The following is a 15,674-nucleotide window of genomic DNA, read 5'->3' as shown; positions in this document are numbered from 1 at the left end:
GGCAGGAGGCACAGGAGTGGCCGGAGCGACGACCGCACAGCGCGGCAACCCGGGCTCTGACCGGCCCGCCCGCAAGGGCGGCACCGGCTCTCCGAAGCCGCCGAGGACACCCAAGCCACCCAAGGCGCCCAAGCCGGAGAAGCGGTCCGGCCCGCCGGGCCCCGGCGCGCGCCTGCGCCGAGGCCCGGTGCTGCTGGCCGCCCTCGCCGCGACGCTGCTCCTCGCGGGGGGCGGCACCTGGGTGCTCTACGGCTCCTCCTGGCTGCGCGTCGAGAAGGTCACCGCCGGCGGCACCGAGGTGCTGACCCCCGAACAGGTCGTCGCCGCCGCGGCGGTGCCGGTCGGCGCACCGCTCGTCGGCGTCGACACCGACGAGATCGCGGACCGCGTCCGCGGCCGTCTGCCCCGCATCGATTCGGTCGACGTGGTGCGGGCCTGGCCGCACGGAATCGGGCTGAAAGTGACGGAACGCAAACCGGTACTGCTCATCAAAAAGGACGCCAACTTCGTGGAAGTGGACGCATCGGGTGTGCGTTTCGACACGGTTCCGAAAGCACCGGCCGGTGTTCCGGTCCTCGAATTGAACGCGGGAGGCTCCCCGAGCGCCCGCCGCTTCGACGAGGAACGGCTGCTGCACGAGGCCGTGCTCATCGCGGGAGCCCTTCCGGCGCCGGTCTCGAAGCAGACGGTGCAGGTCAAGGTGGGTTCGTACGATTCGGTGGTCCTGGAGCTCACCGGGGGGCGGTCCGTGACGTGGGGGAGTGGGGAACAGAGCGAAGCGAAGGGGCGTGCGCTGACCGCTTTGCTCAAGGCCGCGCCCAAGGCCGGTCACTTCGACGTGAGCGTTCCCACCGCCCCTGCGGTGTCCGGGAGTTGACTCCCGGTCGAACAGCGGAGCACCCTGGTTGGCCGGCGATACGGGTGATCACATAGGGTGAAAAGAAAAACGGGAGGTTCGGCGTGTTCGTTGAACACGCGCTACTTGTCGACTTAGTGTCCTGTTCGGAAGAGTCCAAGGAACAGACACACCCCTAACCCTAAACTTCAGGGTGAGGGTTCGGGTCGGCGCGTTCGAACCGTCCCCATTTCGGCATCAGTCGTCGCAACGCAGACCGCGAGGCGACGACACGTAATCGAGGCGAGAGGCCTTCGACGTGGCAGCACCGCAGAACTACCTCGCAGTCATCAAGGTCATCGGTGTCGGCGGCGGTGGTGTCAATGCCATCAACCGAATGATCGAGGTCGGTCTCAAGGGCGTCGAGTTCATCGCCATCAACACGGACGCCCAGGCGCTGTTGATGAGCGACGCCGACGTCAAGCTCGACGTCGGCCGTGAACTCACCCGGGGCCTCGGCGCCGGAGCAAATCCGGCCGTCGGTCGCAAGGCGGCAGAGGACCACCGCGAGGAGATCGAGGAGGTCCTCAAGGGGGCCGACATGGTCTTCGTGACCGCCGGTGAGGGCGGCGGCACCGGCACCGGCGGCGCACCCGTCGTCGCCAACATCGCGCGCTCGCTGGGCGCCCTGACGATCGGTGTGGTCACCCGACCGTTCACCTTCGAGGGCCGGCGCCGCGCGAACCAGGCGGAGGACGGCATCGCCGAGCTCCGCGAAGAGGTCGACACCCTCATCGTCATCCCCAACGACCGCCTGCTGTCCATCTCGGACCGCCAGGTCAGCGTCCTCGACGCCTTCAAGTCGGCCGACCAGGTCCTCCTGTCCGGCGTCCAGGGCATCACCGACCTCATCACCACCCCGGGTCTGATCAACCTCGACTTCGCCGACGTCAAGTCCGTGATGTCCGAGGCCGGCTCGGCACTGATGGGCATCGGCTCGGCCCGCGGCGACGACCGCGCCGTGGCCGCGGCCGAGATGGCGATCTCCTCGCCGCTGCTGGAGGCGTCCATCGACGGCGCCCGCGGCGTGCTGCTCTCCATCTCCGGCGGCTCGGACCTCGGTCTCTTCGAGATCAACGAGGCCGCGCAGCTGGTGAGCGAGGCCGCGCACCCCGAGGCGAACATCATCTTCGGTGCCGTCATCGACGACGCGCTCGGCGACGAGGTACGGGTCACCGTCATCGCGGCCGGGTTCGACGGCGGACAGCCCCCGGCCCGCCGGGACAACGTCATCGGCGCCGCTTCCACGAAGCGCGACGAGCCGGCCCCGGCCCCCGTCCGCGCGCCGGAGCCGGTCCGTCCGGCCTTCGGCGGGCTCGGCACGGTCCCGCCGCGCGAGGAGCCCCAGGCTCCGGTCGAGCCGGCGCCGGCCCTGGTCGAGCCCCCCGCGCCGCAGGTCCCCACGGCCCGTCCGTACCAGGACAGCCCGGCCGAGGAACTGGACGTACCGGACTTCTTGAAGTGACACCGGAGCAGCACCACGTGGGCGGCGCCCACTTCGCCTTCACCGACAGGTGGGGCGGAGTGAGCGCCGTTCCGTACGAAGAGCTCAACCTCGGCGGCGCGGTCGGAGACGACCCGGCCGCCGTTCTGGCGAACCGGGCGCTCGCCGCGAACTCCCTCGGCCTGGACCCGGACCACGTGGTCTGGATGAACCAGGTGCACGGCCGGGACGTCGCGGTGGTCCCCGGACCCTGGGGTGCGGACTCCGCGGTCCCCGCCGTGGACGCGGTGGTGACCGCCCGTCGGGGACTGGCGCTCGCGGTGCTCACCGCGGACTGCACGCCCGTCCTGCTCGCGGACCCCGTAGCCGGGATCGCGGGCGCCGCCCACGCCGGGCGGCCCGGACTGGTCGCGGGAGTGGTGCCCGCCGTCCTGGAGGCCATGGTCTCCCTCGGCGCCGAGCCCGGCCGGATCGTCGCCCGTACCGGTCCGGCGATCTGCGGACGCTGCTACGAAGTGCCCGCCGAGATGAGGGATGCCGTCGCCGAAGAGGTGCCGGCCGCCCGGGCCGAGACCAGTTGGGAGACACCGGCCGTCGACGTGGTCGCCGGAGTGCACGCGCAGCTCGCCGAGGCGGGGGTGGTGGACGTCCACCGCTCCCCGGTCTGCACACTGGAGTCGCGGGACCACTACTCGTACCGCCGTGACCGGGTGACCGGGCGGCTTGCCGGATATGTCTGGTTGGACTGATGACGGATCGTAAGTCGGAACTCGCCGCGAACCTGGAGCGGGTGGAGGAACGCATCTCGTCCGCCTGCGCGGCGGCGGGACGCGAGCGGGACGAGGTGACCCTCATCGTGGTCACCAAGACCTACCCCGCGAGCGACGTACGACTGCTGGCGGAGCTGGGCATCCGCCATGTTGCGGAGAATCGGGACCAGGACGCCGCCCCCAAGGCCGCGGCCTGCGCGGATCTGCCGCTCAACTGGCACTTCGTCGGGCAGTTGCAGACGAACAAAGTCCGTTCCGTGGCGGGATACGCGCACGTGGTGCAGTCGGTCGACCGCCCGAAGCTCGTGACCGCCCTCTCGGCGGCCGCGGAGGCGGCGGGGCGCGAGCTCGGCTGTCTCGTGCAGATCGCCCTCGACGCGGAGTCGGGTGAGCGCGGGTCCCGCGGCGGCGCGGCGCCGGAGCAGCTCGCGGAGCTGGCGGACCTCGTCGCGAAGGCGCCGGGACTGCGGATCGACGGGCTGATGACGGTCGCTCCGTTGGCCGGCGAGTACGCGGGACGCGAACAGGCCGCTTTCGAGCGGTTGGTGGAATTGTCATCCCGCCTGCGCGCGGACCATCCTGCTGCCACGATGGTGTCGGCCGGGATGAGCGCAGACCTGGAACAGGCCGTTGCGGCCGGTGCGACACATGTACGCGTCGGCACTGCGGTACTCGGCGCGAGACCCCGGCTCGGGTAACGTCGCGAAGAAAGTCGAACCACAGCAGAAAATATGGTCATTCCCGCAAATGGGCGGGCGGGCCACGTGGATCGCGGGCAGTTGGTGACATTCGTGACACGGCGGCACCTGCGACAGGGCGATCCACCACAGAGCGGAGGACTCAGAGAATGGCCGGCGCGATGCGCAAGATGGCGGTCTACCTCGGCCTCGTGGAGGACGACCGGTACGACAACCCGGGGTATGACCCCGACGACGAGTTCGAGCCCGAGCCGGAACCGGAACGCGTGGCCCGGGACCGGGATCGCCGACAGCAGCCCGTGCACCAAGCGCCCGTATCGGACGAACCGGTACGAGTCGTACAGCCCCCGCCGCAGCGCGAACCCGTCTCAATTCCTGTTGAAAATGGACGTCCTGCGCGAATCGCCCCCGTGGCGTCTATCACACCCGACCGTACGAACCTGGAGAAGAACGCCCCCGTGATCATGCCCAAGGTCGTCTCCGAGCGGGAGCCGTACCGCATCACGACGCTGCACCCCCGGACCTACAACGAGGCCCGTACCATCGGGGAACACTTCCGTGAGGGCACTCCGGTGATCATGAATCTCACGGAGATGGACGACACGGATGCGAAGCGTCTCGTGGACTTCGCCGCCGGACTCGTCTTCGGTCTGCACGGCAGCATTGAACGCGTGACACAGAAGGTGTTCCTGCTGTCGCCTGCTAACGTCGATGTCACGGCGGAGGACAAGGCCCGCATCGCGGAGGGCGGGTTCTTCAACCAAAGCTAGACCGATCCGTCAGATACGGGACCGGGAACAGAGCGGGAAACGGGGAGAGGGAAGCGCGGGATGGGCGTCGCACTACAGGTGGTCTACATCGCGCTGATGTGCTTCCTCATCGTGCTGATCTTCCGACTGGTCATGGACTACGTGTTCCAGTTCGCACGTTCATGGACACCCGGCAAGGCGATGGTGGTCGTCCTGGAGGCCACCTACACTCTTACCGATCCACCGCTCAAGCTTCTTCGGCGGCTCATCCCGCCGTTGCGTCTCGGGGGCGTGGCACTCGACCTGTCCTTCTTCGTTCTGATGATCATCGTTTACATCCTCATCAGTTTCGTGAGCACCGCTGCGAGAAGCGTGTGAACGATGAGCTTCTCCGCGCGCGCGGGGACAGTCCCGATACGGTCTTGCCGACTGCCGACGACTACGTAGAGGTGAAGAAGACATGCCGCTGACTCCCGAGGACGTGCGGAACAAGCAGTTCACGACCGTCCGCCTCCGAGAAGGCTATGACGAGGACGAGGTCGATGCCTTCCTCGACGAGGTCGAGTCCGAGCTGACGCGCCTGCTGCGCGAGAACGAGGACCTGCGCGCCAAGCTGGCTGCCGCCACGCGTGCCGCCGCGCAGAACCAGCAGCAGCAGGGCATGCGCAAGCCCGAGCCCCAGGACCAGCGTGGCCCCGGTGGCCCCGGCGCCCCCGTGCCCGCGGCCATATCCGGCCCGCCGCAGCAGCCCCAGATGGGCCCGCCGCAGCTCCCGGGCGGCCCGCCGCAGCTTCCGGCCGGCCCCGGTGGACACGGACCGCAGGGTCCGGGCCCGATGGGCGGCCCCATGCAGCAGCACCCCATGGGTGGACCGCAGGGCATGGGTCAGCCGGGCATGGGCCAGCCCTCCATGGGCGGCCAGAACCCGCTCGGCCAGCAGATGCAGCCCATGGGCCAGCAGATGCAGCCGATGGGTCAGCCGATGCAGGGCATGGGCCAGCCGATGCAGCCGATGGGCCAGCCGCAGCCGCAGCAGCTCCCGCAGCAGGGTCCCGGTGGCGACAGCGCCGCCCGCGTCCTGTCGCTGGCGCAGCAGACCGCCGACCAGGCGATCGCCGAGGCCCGCTCCGAGGCCAACAAGATCGTCGGCGAGGCGCGCAGCCGCGCCGAGGGCCTGGAGCGGGACGCCCGCGCCAAGGCCGACGCGCTGGAGCGGGACGCGCAGGAGAAGCACCGCGTCGCGATGGGCTCCCTGGAGTCCGCCCGCGCCACGCTGGAGCGCAAGGTCGAGGACCTGCGGGGCTTCGAGCGTGAGTACCGTACGCGTCTGAAGTCCTACCTGGAGTCGCAGCTGCGCCAGCTGGAGACCCAGGCCGACGACTCGCTCGCCCCGCCGCGCGGTCCGGCCGGTCCGGCGCTGCCGCCTTCGCCGTCCCCGTCGATGGCTCCGGCCGGCGCGATGGGTCACTCCATGGGCGGCCCGTCGATGGGCAGCGGCCCGTCCCCCATGGGCGGTCCCTCGCCGATGGGCGGCCCCTCCTACGGTGGCCAGCAGCAGATGTCCCCGGCGATGACCCAGCCGATGGCTCCGGTCCGGCCGGCGGCTCCGCAGCCGATGCAGGCGCCGTCGCCCATGCGGGGCTTCCTGATCGACGAGGACGACAACTAGGCGCCGGCGCCGCGTCTGTCGGCAGTCGCCTTCACGGGCCGGGCCCGGTTCCCCTTCGGGGGCACCGGGCCCGGCCCGTTTCCGTGTCCGGGGGGCTGGGTCCGTGCCGGGTCCCCCGGGCTGTGCCGCTGCGCGGAGCGGGCCCCTCCCCGCCCTTTCTCCGTTTCCCGGGGCTCCGCCCCGGACCCCGCTCCTCAAACGCCGGAGGGGCTGGATCTTCCAGCCCCTCCGGCGTTTGAGGCGGAAACGGTGAAAGGGCGGGGCGGGGAGAAGACAGCTGTGGCCCGGCACCCCGAGTGCGGGGCCGGGCCACAGGAGGCGGCGAGCCGCTACGCCTTGCGGAGGCGGAACGTCAGGCCGAGGGGCTCGTCCGTGAAGGGGTCGCCGTAGCCGGCTTCCGCGTCGCCCGAGGCGAAGTCCGTGGACAGGACCTCGTCCGCGATGAGCGTCGCGTGGTCCGTCAGGGCCGAGACGACCTCCGGGTCCGAGGAGGACCAGCGCAGCGCGATGCGGTCCGCCACGTCGAGGCCGGAGTTCTTCCGGGCCTCCTGGATCAGGCGGATCGCGTCACGCGCCAGGCCCGCCAGCCGCAGTTCCGGGGTGATCTCCAGGTCCAGGGCGACCGTCGCGCCCGAGTCGGACGCCACCGACCAGCCCTCGCGCGGGGTCTCCGTGATGATGACCTCCTCGGGGGTGAGCGTGACCTCCTCACCGTTGACCGTGACGACCGCGGAGCCCGCGCGCAGGGCCAGGGAGAGGGCCGCGGCGTCGGCGGCCGCGACCGCCTTGGCCACGTCCTGGACGCCCTTGCCGAAGCGCTTGCCCAGCGCCCTGAAGTTCGCCTTCGCCGTCGTGTCGACGAGGGAGCCGCCGACCTCGGAGAGGGAGGCCAGCGAGGAGACGTTCAGCTCCTCCGTGATCTGCGCCTGCAGCTCGGGGGAGAGGGCCTCGAAGCCCACCGCGCCGACCAGGGCCCGGGAGAGCGGCTGACGGGTCTTGACGCCCGACTCCGCGCGCGTGGCGCGGCCCAGCTCGACGAGGCGGCGCACCAGCAGCATCTGCTGGGACAGGTTCCGGTCCACCTGGGAGGCGTCCGCCTCGGGCCACGTGGACAGGTGCACCGACTCCGGCGCCCCGGGGGTGACCGGCGCGATCATGTCCTGCCAGACCCGCTCCGTGATGAAGGGGGTCAGCGGGGCCATCAGGCGGGTCACCGTCTCGACCACGTCGTGCAGGGTGCGCAGCGCGGCCGCGTCGCCCTGCCAGAAGCGGCGGCGGGAGCGGCGGACGTACCAGTTGGACAGGTCGTCCACGAAGGCGGACAGGAGCTTGCCGGCGCGCTGGGTGTCGTACGCCTCCATGGCCTCGGTGACCTCGGAGACCAGGGTGTTCAGCTCCGAGAGCAGCCAGCGGTCGAGGACCGTGCGGTCGGCCGGGGCCGGGTCGGCCGCGGAGGGCGCCCAGTTCGACGTACGGGCGTACAGGGCCTGGAAGGCGACCGTGTTCCAGTACGTGAGGAGGGTCTTGCGGACGACCTCCTGGATCGTGCCGTGGCCGACGCGCCGCGCCGCCCACGGGGAGCCGCCGGCCGCCATGAACCAGCGCACGGCGTCAGCGCCGTGCTGGTCCATGAGCGGGATCGGCTGGAGGATGTTGCCCAGGTGCTTGGACATCTTGCGGCCGTCCTCGGCGAGGATGTGGCCCAGGCAGACCACGTTCTCGTAGGACGACTTGTCGAAGACGAGGGTGCCGACCGCCATCAGGGTGTAGAACCACCCGCGGGTCTGGTCGATGGCCTCCGAGATGAACTGCGCCGGGTAGCGCTTCTCGAAGATCTCCTTGTTCTTGTACGGGTAGCCCCACTGCGCGAACGGCATCGAGCCCGAGTCGTACCAGGCGTCGATGACCTCGGGCACGCGGACGGAGGTGAGCGAGCAGCCCTCCGCCGTGCAGGTGAAGGTCACGTCGTCGATGTACGGGCGGTGCGGGTCGAGGGCGGAGAGGTCCTGCCCGGTCAGCTCCGACAGCTCGGCGCGGGAGCCGACGCAGGTGAGGTGGTTCTCCTCGCAGCGCCAGATCGGGAGCGGGGTGCCCCAGTAGCGGTTGCGGGACAGCGCCCAGTCGATGTTGTTGTTCAGCCAGTCGCCGAAGCGGCCCTGCTTGACCGAGTCCGGGAACCAGTTGGTCTTCTCGTTCTCCCGCAGCATCGCGTCCTTGACGGCGGTGGTGCGGATGTACCAGGACGGCTGCGCGTAGTAGAGCAGGGCCGTGTGGCAGCGCCAGCAGTGCGGGTAGCTGTGCTCGTAGGCGATGTGCTTGAAGAGCAGGCCGCGGGCGTCGAGGTCCGCGGTCAGCTTCTCGTCGGCCTTCTTGAAGAAGACGCCGCCGACCAGCGGGACCTCCTCCTCGAAGGTGCCGTCGGGGCGGACCGGGTTCACGACGGGCAGGCCGTACGCGCGGCAGACCGCGAGGTCGTCGGCGCCGAAGGCGGGGGACTGGTGGACCAGACCCGTGCCGTCCTCGGTCGTGACGTACTCGGCGTTCACGACGTAGTGGGCCTCGGCCGGGAATTCCACGAGCTCGAAGGGGCGCTGGTACGTCCAGCGCTCCATCTCCTTGCCCGTGAAGGACTCGCCGGTGGCCTCCCAGCCCTCGCCGAGGGCCTTCTCCAGCAGCGGCTGGGCGACGACGAGGTGCTCCTCGCCGTTCGTGGCGACGACGTAGGTGACCTCGGGGTGCGCGGCGACCGCCGTGTTGGACACCAGGGTCCAGGGGGTGGTCGTCCACACGAGGAGGGCGGCGCGGCCGGCGAGCGGGCCGCTCGTCAGCGGGAAGCGGACGAAGACCGAGGGGTCGACGACGGTCTCGTAGCCCTGCGCCAGCTCGTGGTCGGAGAGGCCGGTGCCGCAGCGCGGGCACCAGGGGGCGACGCGGTGGTCCTGGGTCAGCAGCCCCTTGTCGAAGATCTCCTTCAGCGACCACCACACGGACTCGATGTACTCGGGGTCCATCGTCCGGTAGGCGTCGTCCAGGTCGACCCAGTAGCCCATCCGGGTCGTGAGCTCGGTGAACGCGTCGGTGTGGCGGGTCACGGACTCGCGGCACTTGGCGTTGAACTCGGCGATGCCGTACGCCTCGATGTCCTGCTTGCCGTTGAAGCCCAGCTCCTTCTCGACGGCGAGCTCGACGGGCAGGCCGTGACAGTCCCAGCCGGCCTTGCGGGCCACGTGGTAGCCGCGCATGGTGCGGAAGCGGGGGAAGACGTCCTTGAAGACGCGGGCCTCGATGTGGTGGGCACCGGGCATGCCGTTCGCGGTGGGCGGGCCCTCGTAGAAGACCCACTCGGGGCGGCCCTCGGACTGCTCCAGGGTCTTGGCGAAGATCTTGCTCTCGCGCCAGAAGTCGAGCACCCCGTGCTCAAGGGCGGACAGGTCGACCTGGGCGGGTACCGGGCGGTACTGCGGCGGTGTGGTCATGAGGCTGAACTCTTCCTCCGGCGGTGTGTCACTTCCGTCCGGAGGGACGAGAGCCGATGTGCTCCCGCGGTACCACCCTCCTTGGCCTCCGGGCGTGCCGGTGGCCCCCTCATTGGGGTGCGAAGCCGGTTCTACTGGCCCTGAGGGCTTTCTTCCGGCGGCTCCGGGGTGATCCTTCGCATCGCGCTCGCCCCCGGGCTCTCACCGTCCCCGGGTCGCTCCTGGCTGCGTCCGACGCTACTCGTCCCCATCCATGCCTTTCGCTGGGGCCAGTGTACGGGCCCGGGCGGCGGTCGGCAGACCGGTTTACGGGGGCGCGCACCGGCGCCGGCGGGGGCCTTCGCGCGGGCTCTCGTGCGGGCTCTCGTACGGGGTCCGCGGCAGTGCCGGGGATGACCCGAACGGGCTGACGGGTCCGAAGGGATCCGGGTGGGGCGGGTGGGGCGGATTACGGGGCCCCCTGCTGGGCACAACGGATGCAGGTTGGCCTCGACGGAAGCGTGCCCCGTTGCCGCGGGACTGGAGTCGATTTATCGTTCCGGCACGATTCGCGAGCAAAGATCACAGTATGTGAAGGGGCCGCGGCCATGGTGGCGAAAAAGACCGCCGGGAGTACCGCCGGGAGTACTGCCAGGACGGCTGCCGCAACGGCCGCCGCCGGGGAGGAACCGGCCAGGAAGGCCTCGACGAAGAGCGCCGCGGACGGGAAGGCGCCGACCGGGTCGACCCAGCCGACCGGGAAGGCCGTCGCCAAGAAGGCCGCCAAGAAGGCCGTGGCCGCGAAGACGGCTCACGCCGGCAAGGCGGCGGCCGCCGGCACCGAGAACACGACCGCCGCGAAGACGACGCGGAAGGCCCCGGCCAAGAAGGCCGGAGCCGAGGGGGCGGCGCAGGCCGCGAAGAAGACGGGAGTCCGGAAAGTGGTTGCCAAGAAGAGCACCGGCGCGGCGAGGAAGACGGCCGCGGCCGCCACGAGCGGACTGCCCAAGGCGAGGGTCACGGCGGTCACCGAACCGGGCGAGCTCGCCGTACGGCCCGGGGAGGATCCCTGGACCCCCCAGGAGGTCGCGGAGGCCCGCAGCGAGCTGATGGCGGAGGTCCTGAGGCTGCGCGCGGAACTCGACGCCTCGGAGGTGGCCATCTCAGGCCTCATGCGGGACTCGGGCGACGGCGCGGGCGACGACCAGGCCGACACGGGCACCAAGAACATCACCCGGGAGTCCGAGCTGGCGCTCGCCGCGAACGCGACCTCGATGCTGGAGCAGACCGAGCGGGCCCTGGAACGCATGGACGCGGGCACGTACGGGCTCTGCGAGAACTGCGGGAAGCCGATCGGCAAGGCGAGGATGCAGGCGTTCCCGCGGGCCACGCTGTGCGTGGACTGCAAGCAGAAGCAGGAGCGGAGGCACTGACTCCGCGGAGGCCGGTGGGAGGCCGGGAAGCGGGCGGGCGGCGGGAGGCCGGCCCGACGGCGGCCTGACGTACCCTCGTGTCTGGTCAGCAAGCCGGTTCGAGCTAGTTCGAGGGACTCACGTGGCAGAGGCGGAGAGCATCATCGGTACGCCGGAGGTCGGGGACGATGCCCAGCCGGAGACCGCCCAGCCCAAGGGGCGCCGGCGGATCGTCGCGCTGCTCGTCGTCGCGGTGCTCGCGTACCTGCTGGACCTCGGCAGCAAGATGGTGGTCGTGGCGAAGCTGGAGCACCGGCCGCCGATCGAGATCATCGGCGACCTGCTGAAGTTCGAGGCGGTCCGCAATCCCGGAGCCGCCTTCGGCTTCGGCGAGGCCTTCACGATCATCTTCACCTGCATCGCGGCCACCGTGATCGTGGTGATCGTCCGGCTGGCGCGCAAGCTCTACAGCCTGCCGTGGGCGATCGCGCTCGGCCTGCTGCTCGGCGGTGCGCTGGGCAATCTGACCGACCGGATCTTCCGTTCGCCGGGTGTCTTCAGGGGCGCCGTCGTCGACTTCATCGCGCCGGCCCACTTCGCCGTGTTCAACCTCGCCGACACCGCGATCGTGTGCGGCGGCATCCTGATCGTGCTGCTGTCGTTCAAGGGCCTGGACCCGGACGGCACCGTCCACAAGGACTGACAAGGCATACTCGACGGGTGAGTACCAATCCCGAGATCCGCACCCTGCCCGTTCCCGATGGCCTCGAAGGCGAGCGCGTCGACGCCGCCATCGCCCGTATGTTCGGGTTTTCCCGGACGAAGGCGGCCGAACTCGCGGCCGAGGGGAAGGTGGCGGTCGACGGAAGCGTCGTCGGGAAGTCCGAGCGCGTCCACGGCGGCGCCTGGCTCGAAGTCGAGATGCCCGCGCCGCCGCGCCCGGTCGAGGTCGTCGCCGAGCCGGTCCCCGGCATGGAGATCGTCCATGACGACGACGACATCGTCGTCATCATGAAGCCGGTCGGCGTCGCCGCCCACCCGAGCCCCGGCTGGACCGGCACCACCGTCATCGGCGGGCTCGCCGCGGCCGGCTACCGGATCTCGACCTCCGGCGCGTCCGAGCGCCAGGGCATCGTGCACCGCCTCGACGTCGGCACGTCCGGCCTGATGGCCGTCGCCAAGTCGGAGCGCGCGTACACCTCGCTGAAGAACCAGTTCCGCGAGCGCGTGGTCGACAAGCGCTACCACGCGCTGGTGCAGGGCCACCCGGACCCGATGAGCGGCACCATCGACGCGCCGATCGGCCGGCACCCCAGCGCGGACTACAAGTGGGCCGTGACCCAGGAGGGCAAGGCCTCGGTCACCCACTACGACCTGATCGAGGCGTTCCGCGCGGCCTCGCTGCTCGACATCAAGCTGGAGACCGGCCGCACGCACCAGATCCGCGTGCACATGTCCGCGCACCGGCACCCCTGCGTCGGCGACCTCACGTACGGCGCGGACCCGACGGTGGCGAAGCGGCTGGGGCTGACACGGCAGTGGCTGCACGCGGTGCGGCTCGGCTTCGAGCACCCGGCGGACGGGCAGTGGGTGGAGTTCGAGAGCACCTACCCGGCGGACCTGCAGCACGCGCTGGACGTGATCCGCGCGGAGAGCGAGTGACGGCCTCCACCGTCGGCTTCGAGGTGAGGGTGGCCTCCGGGGAGGCCGACATGGCGGCCTGCTTCGCCGTGCGGACCGAGGTGTTCGTGGTCGAGCAGTCCGTACCGGAGTCGATCGAGTACGACGCGTACGACGCGGGCGCGGTGCACGTGCTCGCCGTGGGCGCGGACGGCGAGCCGCTGGGGACGGGGCGGCTGCTGCACGGGGACGCCGTGCTCGCCAAGACCGGTTCGTCGGAGGTCGGTTCGCTGGGGCGGCTGGCCGTCGGCAAGTCCGCGCGCGGGTCGGGTGTCGGTGTGGCGCTGGTGCGGGCGATCGAGGCGGAGGCCGTCGCCCTTGGGCTGGCCGCCGTGGAGCTCGGCGCGCAGACGCATGCGCTCGGCTTCTACGAGCGGCTCGGGTACGTGGCGTACGGGCCGGAGTTCCAGGACGCGGGCATTCCGCACCGGGCGATGCGGCGCGCCCTGCCGTAACCCTGCGGGTGCGGGTTCGGGTGCCCTGCGGGGCTCGTCCCCTACCCGCCCTTCCACCGTTCCCCGGGGCGCTGCCCCGGACCCCGTACGGGCGCTGCGCGCCCGTACCTCGAACGCCGGCGGGGCTGGACTCGGCCGCAGGACAACTCAAGCCCCGCCGGCGTTCGAGGCGCGGGGTCTGGGGCGGCGCCCCGGCGGTGTGCGGCGGGGCGCAACACCCCGCGGCGAGCGGTGCGGCAGGGTGTGGGGGATGGATCAGCTTGCCCTGCTGTTCGTGCTGCTGCTCGGGGCCGTCGTCAGCGTGCCGTTCGGGGACCGGCTCGGGCTGCCCGCGCCCGTCCTGATGACCATCGGCGGAGCCGTCCTCGCGTTGGTGCCCGCCGTGCCCAACGTCGACATCCCGCCCGAGTACATCCTCCCCCTCCTGCTGCCGCCGCTGCTGTACGCCTCCGCGCAGCGCACCTCCTGGCGGCAGTTCGCCGCCAACGTGCGGCCCATCTTCCTGCTGGCCGTGGCCTTGGTGTTCGTGACCACCGCGGCCGTCGGCTTCGTCGCGCACGCCGTCGTGCCCGGGCTGCCGATCGCCGCCGCCGTCGCGCTCGGCGCGCTCGTCGCGCCGCCCGACCCGGTCGCGGCCACCGCCGTGGCCGGATCGCTCGGGCTGCCGCGCCGGATGGTGTCGATCCTGGAGGGCGAGGGGCTCTTCAACGACGTGACCGCCATCGTGCTGTACCACGTGGCCATCGCCGCCGCCGTCAGCGGCAGCTTCTCCTGGCCCGACGCGCTCGGGGAGTTCGTGCTGTCGGCCGTCGTCGCCGTGGCCGTCGGGCTGGCTCTGGGGTGGGCCACCAACCGGCTCATGGGGCGGCTCGGGGACGCCACGCTGCAGATCGGCCTGACGCTGCTCGTGCCGTTCGTCTCGTACGTGTTGGCCGAGGAACTGCACGGTTCGGGGGTGCTGGCCGTGCTGACGACGGCCCTGTTCCTCGCGGAGTACGCGTCCGACGCCGACGACGTGTTGGGGCGGCTGGCCGGGCACACCTTCTGGGAAGTCGTCGACATGCTGGTCACCGGGGTGGCGTTCGGGCTGATCGGGCTGGAGCTGCACAACGTCTTCACGGCGGCGACCGGCCGTCCCGCGGAGCTCGCCGGGTGGGCCGCCACCATCGTCGGCGTGGTGGTCGGCGTGCGGCTGCTCTGGCTGCTGCCGGCCGGCTGGCTCGCCAAGCGGCTGCACTCGCTGCGCGACCTCGACGAGGAGATCCCGCTGAGCTGGCGGGAGAGCGTGGTGATGTGGTGGGCCGGGATGCGCGGGGTGGCCTCGGTGGCGCTCGCGCTGGCGATCCCGTTCAAGACGGACGCGGGCAACCCCTTTCCGGCGCGCGACGAGATCATCTTCATCGCCTTCGCGGTGATCATGACGACCCTGGTGTGCCAGGGGCTCACCCTGCCGTGGCTGGTCCGGCGGCTGGGGGTGGAGGCCGACGCGGACGCGGAGGCGGAGATCCAACGGAGGCTCGCGATCCGCGCCGCGAAGGCCGCGAAGCGACGGCTGAAGGAGATCGAGGAGGTCGAGGAACTGCCGGAGGACCTGGTCGAGCTGTTGCAGCGGCGCGCGTACGACGTGGGGGCCAGGATCAGCCCCGACATGGTCGACGAGGAGCGGCGGGAGGCGTACGCGAAGCGGGTGGAGCGGCTCCGGGACATCCAGCGGATCCAGCGCGAGATGATGTCGGCGGCCCGGCACGAAGTGCTCTCCGCGCGCAGCGAGCCCGGCGCCGATCCGGAGATCGTCGACCGGGTGCTGCGCCACCTGGACGTACGGAGCCTGCGGAGCCCGTAGGCCGTCTCTTCCGGATCTTGCCTGACCCTCCCCCAGCCCCAGGGGGCTGGGAGGTGCCCCCTGCCGCCCGGCAAGATCCGAAAGGGACGGCCTGGGCGTCGCGTTCCGCTCAGCTCCGGCGCAGCAGGGCGCGCAGGAAGCGGACGTACGGGCTCCAGCGGGCGGGGCGGGCGAGGATGCCGGCGCAGGCCAGTTCCGCGCGGTCCAGGCAGTCCTCCAGTACGGCGTCGTGCAGCGGGCGGTAGACGAGCGGCCAGGTGAAGCGGGCCGGACCGGCGGCGCGCATCGCGAGGGTGTGGCGCAACACGGTGCGGTCCTCGTCGACGGGCAGTACGGCGAACTCGTGGAAGCCGTGGAATCCGCGAGGCCCGGTGAAGGTGCAGCGGATCCAGGTGCCGGGAACGTACGCGGTGATCGTGTAGCGGACCGGGCCGTGGCCGCCGGCCGAACCGACCGCCAGGCCGCGGTCGAAGCGCACCGCGGGCCAGTCCGCGTGCGGCCACAGCCGGTCCGCCGGGCCTGCGGAGATCGTGTCGATCAGTGCCCCCACCTCGCTCCCCTTGGCCGTGAGCAGGCGTTCGTGGACGTTGTAGACGGCCATGGG

At 71.1% G+C, this 15,674-nt stretch carries 14 protein-coding genes; 12 read left to right on the top strand and 2 right to left on the bottom strand.

Annotated elements, in window-relative coordinates:
* The first annotated feature begins 16 nt into the window (after positions 1–16).
* The 7 genes from ACFYYJ_RS22080 to ACFYYJ_RS22050 all read left to right on the top strand — a co-directional run bounded on the left by ACFYYJ_RS22080 (position 17) and on the right by ACFYYJ_RS22050 (position 6,225).
* Positions 17–877 carry a cell division protein FtsQ/DivIB gene (locus ACFYYJ_RS22080; protein WP_389134712.1) on the top strand — a complete coding sequence of 287 codons (861 nt, stop codon included), beginning with the start codon at positions 17–19 and terminating at the stop codon, positions 875–877.
* Positions 878–1,154: 277 nt separating this feature from the next.
* Positions 1,155–2,360: a cell division protein FtsZ gene (ftsZ, locus tag ACFYYJ_RS22075; RefSeq protein WP_385133255.1), complete on the top strand. Its 1,206-nt coding sequence runs from the start codon at positions 1,155–1,157 to the stop codon at positions 2,358–2,360.
* Positions 2,357–3,088 (top strand): peptidoglycan editing factor PgeF, encoded by a 732-nt coding sequence (pgeF, locus tag ACFYYJ_RS22070; RefSeq protein WP_389134708.1) that lies wholly within the window; start codon positions 2,357–2,359, stop codon positions 3,086–3,088. Before ftsZ ends, pgeF begins: the two co-directional genes overlap by 4 nt.
* Positions 3,088–3,807: a YggS family pyridoxal phosphate-dependent enzyme gene (locus ACFYYJ_RS22065; protein ID WP_384593329.1), complete on the top strand. Its 720-nt coding sequence runs from the start codon at positions 3,088–3,090 to the stop codon at positions 3,805–3,807. Before pgeF ends, ACFYYJ_RS22065 begins: the two co-directional genes overlap by 1 nt.
* A gap of 149 nt (positions 3,808–3,956) precedes the next feature.
* Positions 3,957–4,577, top strand: coding sequence for a cell division protein SepF (locus ACFYYJ_RS22060; protein WP_385133250.1), 621 nt, complete (start codon positions 3,957–3,959; stop codon positions 4,575–4,577).
* Between the two features lie 60 nt (positions 4,578–4,637).
* Positions 4,638–4,934 (top strand): YggT family protein, encoded by a 297-nt coding sequence (locus ACFYYJ_RS22055; protein WP_384593323.1) that lies wholly within the window; start codon positions 4,638–4,640, stop codon positions 4,932–4,934.
* A gap of 82 nt (positions 4,935–5,016) precedes the next feature.
* Entirely contained in the window at positions 5,017–6,225 is a 1,209-nt protein-coding gene (locus tag ACFYYJ_RS22050) for a DivIVA domain-containing protein (protein WP_385133247.1), read from the top strand.
* Between the two features lie 329 nt (positions 6,226–6,554).
* On the opposite strand, the gene ileS is transcribed toward ACFYYJ_RS22050, so the two are convergent.
* Positions 6,555–9,701: an isoleucine--tRNA ligase gene (gene ileS / locus ACFYYJ_RS22045; protein ID WP_385132395.1), complete on the bottom strand. Its 3,147-nt coding sequence runs from the start codon at positions 9,699–9,701 to the stop codon at positions 6,555–6,557.
* A gap of 587 nt (positions 9,702–10,288) precedes the next feature.
* Here ileS and ACFYYJ_RS22040 point away from each other — a divergent pair.
* The 5 genes from ACFYYJ_RS22040 to ACFYYJ_RS22020 all read left to right on the top strand — a co-directional run bounded on the left by ACFYYJ_RS22040 (position 10,289) and on the right by ACFYYJ_RS22020 (position 15,070).
* Positions 10,289–11,113: a TraR/DksA family transcriptional regulator gene (locus tag ACFYYJ_RS22040; protein ID WP_389134702.1), complete on the top strand. Its 825-nt coding sequence runs from the start codon at positions 10,289–10,291 to the stop codon at positions 11,111–11,113.
* A gap of 121 nt (positions 11,114–11,234) precedes the next feature.
* Positions 11,235–11,795, top strand: coding sequence for a signal peptidase II (gene lspA, locus ACFYYJ_RS22035; RefSeq protein ID WP_385132400.1), 561 nt, complete (start codon positions 11,235–11,237; stop codon positions 11,793–11,795).
* A 17-nt stretch (positions 11,796–11,812) separates the two neighbouring features.
* Positions 11,813–12,754, top strand: a complete 942-nt coding sequence (locus tag ACFYYJ_RS22030; RefSeq protein ID WP_385366400.1) for an RluA family pseudouridine synthase — start codon at positions 11,813–11,815, stop codon at positions 12,752–12,754.
* Between the two features lie 50 nt (positions 12,755–12,804).
* On the top strand, positions 12,805–13,227 hold the full coding sequence (locus ACFYYJ_RS22025; protein ID WP_385132446.1) for a GNAT family N-acetyltransferase: 423 nt from the start codon (positions 12,805–12,807) through the stop codon (positions 13,225–13,227).
* Between the two features lie 250 nt (positions 13,228–13,477).
* Positions 13,478–15,070, top strand: coding sequence for a Na+/H+ antiporter (locus ACFYYJ_RS22020; RefSeq protein ID WP_389134698.1), 1,593 nt, complete (start codon positions 13,478–13,480; stop codon positions 15,068–15,070).
* 109 nt (positions 15,071–15,179) lie between these two features.
* Here ACFYYJ_RS22020 and ACFYYJ_RS22015 read toward each other — a convergent pair whose 3' ends face one another.
* Positions 15,180–15,671, bottom strand: a complete 492-nt coding sequence (locus ACFYYJ_RS22015; protein WP_389134695.1) for an SRPBCC family protein — start codon at positions 15,669–15,671, stop codon at positions 15,180–15,182.
* Between the last annotated feature and the right edge of the window lie 3 nt (positions 15,672–15,674).

It is taken from the genome of Streptomyces sp. NPDC002467, from assembly GCF_042889825.1.
Taxonomy (GTDB): domain Bacteria; phylum Actinomycetota; class Actinomycetes; order Streptomycetales; family Streptomycetaceae; genus Streptomyces.
The sequence above is the reverse complement of the archived record's forward strand: the minus strand, read 5'-3'. Positions and strand labels throughout refer to the sequence as shown.

What these genes read in the sequence shown, in the direction of transcription:
- ACFYYJ_RS22065 (WP_384593329.1), top strand. Translation starts at nt 3,088, where the DNA reads ATGACGGATCGTAAGTCGGAACTCGCCGCGAACCTGGAGCGGGTGGAG.
- ACFYYJ_RS22060 (WP_385133250.1), top strand. Translation starts at nt 3,957, where the DNA reads ATGGCCGGCGCGATGCGCAAGATGGCGGTCTACCTCGGCCTCGTGGAG.
- ACFYYJ_RS22055 (WP_384593323.1), top strand. Translation starts at nt 4,638, where the DNA reads ATGGGCGTCGCACTACAGGTGGTCTACATCGCGCTGATGTGCTTCCTC.
- ACFYYJ_RS22050 (WP_385133247.1), top strand. Translation starts at nt 5,017, where the DNA reads ATGCCGCTGACTCCCGAGGACGTGCGGAACAAGCAGTTCACGACCGTC.
- ileS (WP_385132395.1), bottom strand. Translation starts at nt 9,701, where the DNA reads ATGACCACACCGCCGCAGTACCGCCCGGTACCCGCCCAGGTCGACCTG.
- ACFYYJ_RS22040 (WP_389134702.1), top strand. Translation starts at nt 10,289, where the DNA reads ATGGTGGCGAAAAAGACCGCCGGGAGTACCGCCGGGAGTACTGCCAGG.
- ACFYYJ_RS22025 (WP_385132446.1), top strand. Translation starts at nt 12,805, where the DNA reads ATGGCGGCCTGCTTCGCCGTGCGGACCGAGGTGTTCGTGGTCGAGCAG.
- ACFYYJ_RS22020 (WP_389134698.1), top strand. Translation starts at nt 13,478, where the DNA reads ATGGATCAGCTTGCCCTGCTGTTCGTGCTGCTGCTCGGGGCCGTCGTC.
- ACFYYJ_RS22015 (WP_389134695.1), bottom strand. Translation starts at nt 15,671, where the DNA reads ATGGCCGTCTACAACGTCCACGAACGCCTGCTCACGGCCAAGGGGAGC.